General features: G+C 73.1%; 5 protein-coding genes. 3 read left to right on the forward strand and 2 right to left on the reverse strand.

Annotated features, from left to right (window positions below; all coding sequences use genetic code 11):
* Window positions 1-77 precede the first annotated feature (77 nt).
* Window positions 78-1,196 (reverse strand): alpha/beta hydrolase-fold protein, encoded by a 1,119-nt coding sequence (locus tag ACZ592_RS36975; protein ID WP_471586123.1) that lies wholly within the window; start codon window positions 1,194-1,196, stop codon window positions 78-80.
* Between the two features lie 201 nt (window positions 1,197-1,397).
* Here ACZ592_RS36975 and ACZ592_RS36980 point away from each other — a divergent pair, with 201 nt between their 5' ends.
* The gene (locus ACZ592_RS36980; RefSeq protein WP_471586124.1) at window positions 1,398-1,610 is read left to right on the forward strand and encodes an MbtH family protein; all 213 of its coding nucleotides are present in this window, start codon (window positions 1,398-1,400) and stop codon (window positions 1,608-1,610) included.
* A gap of 74 nt (window positions 1,611-1,684) precedes the next feature.
* The gene (locus tag ACZ592_RS36985) at window positions 1,685-3,286 is read left to right on the forward strand and encodes an amidohydrolase (RefSeq protein ID WP_471586125.1); all 1,602 of its coding nucleotides are present in this window, start codon (window positions 1,685-1,687) and stop codon (window positions 3,284-3,286) included.
* Here the strand turns inward: ACZ592_RS36985 and helR are convergent.
* A complete protein-coding gene (gene helR / locus ACZ592_RS36990) occupies window positions 3,273-5,483 on the reverse strand; it encodes an RNA polymerase recycling motor ATPase HelR (RefSeq protein WP_471586142.1) in 2,211 nt (736 codons plus the stop codon). The two genes, ACZ592_RS36985 and helR, sit on opposite strands and share 14 nt — an antisense overlap.
* A gap of 388 nt (window positions 5,484-5,871) precedes the next feature.
* On the opposite strand from helR, the gene ACZ592_RS36995 reads away from it, so the two are divergent.
* The gene (locus tag ACZ592_RS36995) at window positions 5,872-6,408 is read left to right on the forward strand and encodes a GNAT family N-acetyltransferase (protein ID WP_471586126.1); all 537 of its coding nucleotides are present in this window, start codon (window positions 5,872-5,874) and stop codon (window positions 6,406-6,408) included.
* The last annotated feature ends 91 nt before the right edge of the window (window positions 6,409-6,499 follow it).

The raw sequence follows: 6,499 nt of genomic DNA on the forward strand, positions 1-6,499 counted from the left end.
CCGAACTGTGCGGTAAGGCAGCGCGGCGCATCAGGTGTGCTGGTGGGGGTACTGGGCGCACTCCTACGGGGCGTTCCTCAGGCGAGAGCCCAGGCGACGTCCCTGAGCAGGGCCCCCCGCCAGCCCGCCCGGTCGTGGCCCGCCGCCGAGCGCGAGACGCGTACCGTCGCACCGGCCTCGCGCACCAGCGATTCGGCCGCCTCGCAGTGGGGCAGCATCCGCGCCTCGTGCTCCCCGACGTCGAACGCGACGCGCAGCCCCGACAGATCGGGCCGCTCCCGCAGGCGCGCGGCGAGCGCGCCCCCCGCCGGGCCGCCCAACGGGTCCGCCGAGCCGACGGCGTCGGGCGTCCACCAGAACGACGGCGACTGGCAGGCGACGCGGGACACCAGCTCGGGGAACTCCAGCGCCGCGTACAGCGCGCTCAGCCCGCCGAGGCTCTGTCCGGTGACGACCAGGCGGTCCGTGTCGGCCGGCACGTCGCTCGCGGCCACCAGCGGGAGCAGTTCGTCGCGGACCGCCTCCCACAGCTCGGGCCGGCACGTGAACTCGGCCTCCCTGTCCTTGGCGGGGAGGAACACGAGCGTGACGGGAGGCAGGTCACCGGCGGCGGCCGCCGCGTCGAACGCGGTCATGGCCGGGTGCAGGTACAGCCAGTCGTCCCCGTCGAGCAGCAGCACCACGGGCCCGCCGCCGGCCACCGGATGGACCCGCACGGTGCGCCGCCCGCCGAGCCGTTCGCTCGCCCAGCGGATCCGGGCGCGCGGGACGGGCAGGACGACGTCGGAGCCGCCGCCGACGAGCGGCCAGTGGGGCTGGGCCGGGGCGTCGGGGGTCGCGGCGACGGACCGGTCGCCGCCCGCGCCGACCGGGTTGAACGGATCGGCGTACGCGTCCTCGCCCACCAGGAACTGGTAGGTCACCCGCAGCCGAGGGGGCATGGCGACCTCGGCGTACCAGCAGTCCGTGTCGCGCCACCGATGCAGGGGCACCTGTTCCGACCAGCTCTCGAAGCCGATGCTCGCCGGTGACCCGCGCCAGAGGAACAGGGTCGTCCAGCCGCCGTCGTCGGCAGACACCGAGACCGGTCCCCGGGCCTGCGCCCAGAAGGCGTCGGCGCCCGGTTCGCCGGGCAGCCCGAAGCGGGCGAAGGCGTTCTCGGTGTCGGCCGCGCGGCCCGCTGCGGGATGCGTCATGACCGGCTGGTGAGGCAGCAGGGGTCGGTCACCAGGCGCATGAACGTCTCCTTGTGAGAGAGAAGGGGGAGAGGCTAAGCTCACGACTAATTAGGGGAGCCTAACCTAATCGTATTCTTCCCTTCCATCCCGATCCACCGGCCGAACGGGCCCTGTTCCCGCCCGTCTTCAGCGCCTGTCGCCCCAAGGAGGCACTGACACATGAGCACCAACCCCTTCGACGACCCCGAAGGCCGCTTCCTGGTCCTGGTGAACGACGAGGGGCAGCACTCGCTCTGGCCGTCCTTCTCCGAGGTGCCCGGCGGCTGGACCGTCGCCTTCGAGGAGAACACCCGGGACGCCTGCCTGGAGTACATCGAGACCAACTGGACCGACCTGCGCCCCCGCTCCCTCGCGGCGTCCGTCGACGGCTGACCGGCCACGCCGACGGCTGACCACGTCGACGGCCGGCCACAGGGAGGCCCGCCACGCCGGGGAGGACAGTACCGATGCTCTGCACCAGACTGACGAACGCGCGCTTCCTCACCATGGATCCGGATCACCCCGTCGCCCATGACCTGGGCATCTGGCGGGGCCGGATCGCGGGCCTCGACGAGGCGGTGACCTCCCTGCCCGCACGCGAGGTGGTCGATCTCCAGGGCGCCACCGTGCTGCCCGGCTTCATCGACGCCCATGTGCACCTGGCCTGGACGGGGTTCAAGGAGAACACCGCGAGCATCGCGGGCCGCACCCGGGCCGACGACGTCCTCGCCGTCGTCGAGGAGGCCGCCCGCACGGGCTCTCCGCAGGACTGGGTGAGCGTCGCCGGCTACGACCAGCGGGCCCTGGGCCGCCACCTGACCGCCGCCGAACTGGACCGTGTCAGTCACGGACGCAAGGTCTTCCTGCTGCACGACTCCGGGCACGGCTGCGTCGTCAACTCCGCCGTCCTCGACCTGCTCCCCGCCGGCGTCCCGCACGAGAACGGCTTCCTCGCCGAGGCCGCCATGGGTGCCGCCCGCGCGCTGCGCCTGCCCCACTCCCAGCGCGATCTGGCCGAGGCGATCGGGCGCGCCGCCCGGATCTGTCTGGCCGAGGGCGTCACCGCCTGCGCCGAGGCGGGCATCGGCGGCGCCCTCTTCGGCCACAGTCCGGTCGAGCTCGGCGCCTACCAACTCGCCCGCGACGAAGGGCTGCTGCCGCTGCGCGTGCAGCTCATGGTCTCCGCGGACCGCCTGAACCCGGTCGACGCACACGCGAGCGACGGCATCCCCCGGGCCCTCGACCTGGGCCTGCGCACCGGGTTCGGCGACGACTGGCTCTCCGTGGGCGCGCTGAAGATCTGGACCGACGGCGGCATGATGGCCCGCACCGCCGCCCTCAGCAGCCCCTACGAAGGCCTCGACCACGCGGGCCAGTTGCAGGGCGACCCGGACGCCCTCCTCGACACGATCGTGGACGGCCACCTCGCGGGATGGCAGCTCGCCGTCCACGCGATCGGCGACCGCGCCGCCGACCTCGCCCTGGACGCCCTCGAACGCGCCCAGCGCCTGCGGCCCCGCCCCGGCGCCCGGCACCGCATCGAACACGCGGGACTGATCCGTCCCGACCAGCTCCCGCGCTTCGCACGGCTCGGCCTCAGCGCGGTCGTCCAGCCCAACTTCCTGCGCTGCTTCGGCGACGACTACGCGGCGATCATGGGCGAGGAGCGCGCCCCCTGGCTCTACCGGGGCCGGGGATTCCTGGACCACGGCATCCCCCTCGTCGGCAGCTCCGACCGCCCCGTCACGGACGGCTCCCCGCTGCGCGCCATCCAGTTCATGGTCGAACGGGCCACGGAGTCGGGCCGGACGGTCGGCCCGCACGAGGGCATCACCGTCGACGAGGCCCTGCGCGCCTACACGACCGCGGGCGCCTTCGCCTGCCACTGGGAGGACCGGGTGGGCAGCCTCACGCCGGGCAAGCTCGCCGACCTGGTCGTGCTCGGCGACGACCCGAGGACGGTCGGCCCCGCACGCATCGGGGACATCGAGGTGGTGGCGACGTACGTCGACGGCGAGGCCCGCACCTCGGCCCACGCCCCGGCCCCCGACCGGGTCACGAGCTCGTGAGCACGACCAACTGCTGGGTCGCCCGGGTCATCGCGACATAGCGGTCCACCGCTCCTTCGATGCCCTCGCCGTACGTCTGCGGGTCGACGAGCACGATCAGGTCGAACTCCAGGCCCTTCGACAGCTCGGGCGTCAGGGCCCGGACGCGCGGCACGTCGTGGGCCCTCTCCCGGAACTTCTCCTGGAACGCGGGCCCGCCGATGACGCAGGCGACCCCCTCGTCGTGCGCGGCGAGCCAGGTGTCCAGGACCCGGTCCAGGTCCGTGAGCGGCCCGTGGACGACGGGGACGCCGCTGCTGCGCACGGACGTCGGCACGTTGGCGTCGGGAATCGCGGCCCGGATGACCGGCTCGGCCTCGGCCATCACCTCTTCCGGAGTGCGGTAGTTGATGCTCAGGGAGGCCATCGTGATCCGGTCGATCCCCGCCCGCTCCAGGCGCTCCTCCCACGACTCGGTGAACCCGTGCCGTGCCTGGGCCCGGTCGCCGACGATCGTGAAGCTCCGGGACGGGCAGCGCAGCAGCAGCATCTGCCACTCGGCGTCGGTCAGCTCCTGGGCCTCGTCCACGACGACGTGCACGAACGGGCCCGCGAGCCGGTCCGGGGTCGCGGTGGGCAGCGCGCTCTCGTCGATCAGGGTGTCCTGGAGGTCCTTGCCGCGCAGCATCCGCACCGCGCCCTCGCTGTCGTCGCCGGCCGAGGAGAAGTCGGCGGCCGAGAGGATGTCGTCGATGACGTGGGACATGCGCTCGCGCTCGGCGGCCACGGCGACGGCCTGGCGGCGCTTGAGGCGGGCCGCTTCCGGGTCGCCGAGCCGCTGCCGCGCCGCGTCCAGGAGCGGCAGGTCGGAGAGCGTCCAGGCCTGGGGGGCGTCCTTGCGTCCCAGCTTCGCCACCTCGTCGCGGTCGAGCCACGGGGCGCACATCCGCAGGTAGGCGGGGACCGTCCACAGGTCGGAGACCAGATCGGCGGCCTCGAGGAGCGGCCAGGCGCGGTGCAGGGCCGTGACCAGTTCGCGGTCCTGGCGCAGCGAGCGCAGGAACATCTCCGGGGAGACGCCGTCCTCCTCCTCGTCCATGCCCTGCTTGTCCATGAGGATCGACGCCAGCTCCTCCCAGATCTGCTCGCGCGCCTCGTTGTGCGGGGTGCCCGGGTCCGGCGCGCGGAACGCCTCCGCCCAGTCGTCCGCGCCCACCCAGACGTCGGACCAGGCCGTCGAGGCCGACAGGCCATCGGTGGGCGGTTCCTCGTAGAACCTGACGGCCTTCTCGATCGCCTTCACCATGTCGGCGGACGACTTCAGCCGGGCAACGTCCGGGTCGCTCTCGGGCACGGCGGCGGCGCCCTCGGCGACCAGGTCCCGCAGGGTGCAGGTCTGCACGCCGTCCTCGCCGAGGCTGGGCAGGACGTCGGCGACGTAACCCAGGTACGGCTCGTGCGGGCCGACGAAGAGCACGCCGCCGCGGCGGTGCTTGCCGAGGCGCGGGTCGGAGTAGAGCAGATAAGCGGAGCGGTGCAGGGCGACGACGGTCTTGCCCGTGCCGGGCCCGCCGTCGACGACGAGGGCGCCGCGCGAGCCGGCGCGGATGATGGCGTCCTGGTCGGCCTGGATGGTGCCGAGGACGTCGCGCATCCGGGCCGACCGGTTGGTGCCCAGGCTGGCGATGAAGGCGGACTGGTCGTCGAGCGCGGCGCGGCGTTCGAGGCCGTCGGCGGTGAACACCTCGTCCCAGTAGTCGCTGATCCGGCCGCCGGTCCAGCGGTACCTGCGGCGGCTCGACAGCCCCATCGGGTTGGCGTGGGTCGCGGCGAAGAACGGCTCGGCGGCGGGGGAGCGCCAGTCGACGAGCAGCCTGCGGCCCTCGCTGTCGGTGAGGCCGAGCCGTCCGATGTACACGGGCTCGGGCTCGTCCGCGACGACGACGTGGCCCAGGCACAGGTCGAGTCCGAAGCGGCGCAGGGCGCGCAGTCTGCCGCTGATCCGGTGGATCTCCGCGTCCCGGTCCATCGCCTCGCGGCCGATGCCGCCGGGCGCCCTGCGCACCTCGTCGAGGCGGCCGGAGAGCTCGGTGATCGTCTGGTCGAGGCACTCCGCGATGGCTGCGAAGTGCTGGTCGTCGCGCGCGATCAGCGCCGGTTCCGCCTTCTGCGAGAGGGTGTCGGGAAGGTCGAACGCACTGCCGGTCAGAGGGTCCAGGTGAACCGACAAAAGCTCATGCACTTCGTGAATCTCCGATTTCCGCAGGTTCTGGCTCAGGCCAGTGATTGTGCGGTACGAGCGGGGCCTTGCCGCAAGCCCCCCACTGCGCTATAAGTTGAGAGTGGCAAGAGGTGGGATTCCCCTCTTGCCTTTCTGTTTGCCCCCTGCTCCGCCCCCCTGGCCCGTGGTGACCCCGGTGCGCCGTGGGTGGGCGTCCCGAGCGTCTCGCGATCGTCCCGGCCGTCGGGCACCCCAATTGGACGCGATACTTAGGTAAGGCTAGCCTTATCGAGCTTGTCTCCTTGGTGTGTCACGTGAGGTGTCACGGCTTGACGCGTCACGGCGACGAGCCGTTCTCGATCGTGGAACCGAGGAAGGTCAAGCCTTGATCACGGCTACGCCGCGCCCTGCCCCGCTGCCGCACGTGCTCTCCGTGCGGACGCCCTCCGTGCGGACTCCCTCCGTACGCGCCGCCCGCGAGGAGGACGCCCGCGCACTCGTCGCCCTGTCCGAACCCTTCGTGCGCACGGGCGCGCTGCGTGAGCGGCCCGCCTCGCTGTACGCGGCCCAAGCGGACGACTTCCTCGTGGCGGACACCCCCGGCGGCCCTCTGGAGGGCTGCGTCGGACTGCGCGTGCATCCGGCCGACCCGGGGGAGGGGCGCGGGGCCGCGGGAGTGCTCTACAACTTCTGTGTGGCCGGGCACCGGCAGGGCCGCGGGGTGGGCGGCGGCCTCTTGCGCGCCGTGCTCGCCGTGGCGCGCGCCCGGTCCCTCGGCGCCTTGTTCACGGCGACGACCGGCGGTGGGGACCTGTTCCTGCGCCACGGGTTCGTGCCCGCGAGCGCGCGCCTGGCGCCGCCGGCCTGGGCCCAGTCCCTGGACCCCCGCCGCAACGCGCAGATCCTGTCGATGGGCCTGTGACGCGTCGCGGGCCCGGGGGGGGGGGGGGGGGGGGGAGGGGGGGGGGGGGGGGGGGGGGGAGGTCGATCTTGGTTGTGGTTGTGAGGGGGTG

This window comes from Streptomyces sp. NPDC040622, from assembly GCF_055593965.1.

Excerpts from the sequence above, each read along its gene's own strand:
- ACZ592_RS36980 (WP_471586124.1), top strand. The coding sequence starts at position 1,398 with ATGAGCACCAACCCCTTCGACGACCCCGAAGGCCGCTTCCTGGTCCTG.
- ACZ592_RS36985 (WP_471586125.1), top strand. The coding sequence starts at position 1,685 with ATGCTCTGCACCAGACTGACGAACGCGCGCTTCCTCACCATGGATCCG.
- ACZ592_RS36975 (WP_471586123.1), bottom strand. The coding sequence starts at position 1,196 with ATGACGCATCCCGCAGCGGGCCGCGCGGCCGACACCGAGAACGCCTTC.